The 2,704-nt window shown below is 61.5% G+C and carries 2 protein-coding genes; both read left to right on the forward strand.

The window, feature by feature from the left end; genetic code table 11:
- Nucleotides 1-222 precede the first annotated feature (222 nt).
- Nucleotides 223-1,758: an IS21 family transposase gene (gene istA / locus EKO19_RS38075; RefSeq protein WP_217705864.1), complete on the forward strand. Its 1,536-nt coding sequence runs from the start codon at nucleotides 223-225 to the stop codon at nucleotides 1,756-1,758.
- 73 nt (nucleotides 1,759-1,831) lie between these two features.
- A complete protein-coding gene (gene istB / locus EKO19_RS38080; protein ID WP_129782679.1) occupies nucleotides 1,832-2,620 on the forward strand; it encodes an IS21-like element helper ATPase IstB in 789 nt (262 codons plus the stop codon).
- Nucleotides 2,621-2,704 lie beyond the last annotated feature (84 nt).

Here is a 2,704-nt window from a genome sequence, read left to right on the forward strand (position 1 = left end):
TGTCACCGACCGGCATATTGGAGCCATCTAGTGATCGGCATATAGGAGCCAGTGGATGATCGGCGTAATGGAGCCACGGCGTGATCGCCATAATGGAGCCACTGGCTGATCGGCGTATTGGAGCCACATTGAGGGGCAAGACGGGCATTTCGAACTGATATCGGCGGCTATTCTGCAGGCTTTTTGCCGGCGGGAGGGCCAGTGGGCCGACGGAGATTCGAGATGTTTCAGTATCGACAAGTCTTGGTTCGATTGCGCCAGGGCGATTCTGATCGCGACATTGCCCGCGCCCGGCTGATGGGACGACCCAAGGTCGCTGCCTTTCGAGTGCTAGCGACTGCGCAAGGCTGGCTGGCACCGGAGGCCGCACTGCCGGATGACGCTGCGATCAGCGCAGTCGTGGGCCAGGCACGTCGGGCGAGCAGCACGATTTCCACTGTTGAGCCGCATCGAGCGCAAGTCGAACGCTGGGTCGGCGAAGGCGTCGGCGGCATCGCCATCCACGCAGCCCTATGCCGCGAGCATGGTTATCGCGGGAGCTACTCCGCTGTGCGTCGCATGCTCGCGGGTATTCGCGCCAGCTTGCCACCGGATGTCACGGTGCCGCTGCTGTTCGCGCCGGCGGATGCCGCACAAGTCGACTTCGGCGCCGGTCCGCTGCTGGTCGACCCCGCTCGCGGCGAACCACGACGCACCTGGTGTTTTGTGATGACGATGTGCTTCTCCCGGCACCAGTACATCGAGTTCGTGTTTGATCAGTCTGTGATGACATGGCTCGGTTGTCATCGACGTGCGTTCGAGTGGTTCGCCGCCGTGCCCACCCGCATCATCATCGACAACCCGAAGTGCGCGATCACGCGCGCCTGCGCTCGCGATCCACTGGTTCAGCGAGCGTACGCTGAGTGCGCCGAAGGCTACGGATTCAAGATCGACCCATGCCCGCCGGCAGATCCGCAGAAGAAGGGGATCGTTGAGTCCGGAGTGAAGTACGTCAAGGGCAACTTCCTGCCGACGCGCAGCTTCCGCGATCTGTCCGATCTGAACGAGCAAGCGCGTCGTTGGGTGCTGGAGGAAGCCGGCGTTCGCATTCACGGCACCACGCGCCAGCAACCGCTCGAACGTTTTCTGCTCGAGAAGCCGTTGATGCGCAGCTTGCCCTCCGTCGCACCGGATCTCGGCTCCTGGCATCGCGTCGTGCTTCATCGAGATTGCCACGTGAAGTTCGACTACGTGCTGTATTCAGCGCCGTTCACGTTGGTCGGGCAGACCTTGTGGCTGCGCGCCACAGACATATCCATCTCGATCTTCCAGGACTATCGACTGGTCGCCAGTCACGCGCGCTCGCGTCGGCCCGGCGATCGGCGCACGGTGCTGGATCATCTGCCGCCGGAAGCGCGGGCATTCTTCGCCAAAGATCGGCAATGGTGCCTGCAACAGGCGCACGCCATCGGTCCCGCGTGTGCCGAGCTCATCGATCAGTTGCTCGGCGATCGCATCGTCGAACGACTGCGCGGTGCCCAAGGTGTCCTCGGATTTGCAGAGACCTTCGGTGCTGCTCGTTTGGAAGCGGCCTGTCAACGCGCACTCGCGCACGCAAGTCCTGCATACCGCACGGTCAAGTCCATCCTCATCGGCGGATTCGATCGACTGCCGCTTGAGGCTGCTCCACGTGACAGCTCGGACGTCTACGGCAGCAACGCTCGTTTCGCTCGCGATGCTCGAACGCTGTTCGACACGAAGGAGGACACAAGGCACTAAACCCATTCTCGCCTACGCTCGGGCGCCTCGCTCGATTCTTTCCAATGCCTATCTCACCTTACTTAGAGTAATCATGAACCCGATTCCCGAACTCGCCCCACAACTCAAACAGCTGCGCCTGTCCGGCATCCTCGATTCGCTTGAGGCCCGCAACCGGCAAGCGATCGATGCAAAGCTTGCGTACACCGAGTTTCTAGCACTGCTGATTCAAGATGAAGTCGCTCGCCGTGAGCAGAAGAAGTTCACCTTGCGTCAGCGCCGCGCTACGTTCCGCTCAACCAAGACGCTGGATCAGTTCGACTTCGATCGCTTGCCCAAGCTCAATCGTGCACTCGTGCATGATCTGGCAACGGGGCGTTATCTCAGTGAGCACGCGCCTGTGCTCATCGTCGGGCAGGTCGGCGTCGGCAAGAGCCATCTCGCGCAGGCACTCGGCCACTGCGCGATCCGCCAGGGCATCGATGTGTTGTTCACGCCGTGTGCGCAGCTCACCGCCAGCCTCAACGCGGCGCGCGCCGCCGGTGCCTACGAGCGCAAGCTCGCTACGCTGGCACGCATTCCATTGCTCATCATCGATGATTTCGGTCTCAAACCTCTACGTCCACCTGCCGACGAAGATCTTCATGATCTCATCGCCGAGCGCTACGAGCAGGCCACCACCATCGTCACCAGCAATCTCGACTTCCACGAATGGGATCAGGCGTTCCCTAGCAATCGGCTGCTTGCCTCGGCGACCGTCGATCGGCTGCGTCACAACGCCTACTGCCTCGTGCTCGACGGTCCTTCCGGTCGCAATCCCAAAATCGCGCCGCCGACGGGACACTCAGCCCTTGCCAACACCAGCAAAGCCACACATTCTTAACCCCTCTGGGATGTCCGTTTTCCTCACCTGAGATTGGCTCCATTACGCCGATCATGGCCGGCTCCTTTATGCCGGTCGGTGACA

This window comes from Peristeroidobacter soli (genome assembly GCF_004138485.1).
GTDB lineage: Bacteria > Pseudomonadota > Gammaproteobacteria > Steroidobacterales > Steroidobacteraceae > Steroidobacter > Steroidobacter soli.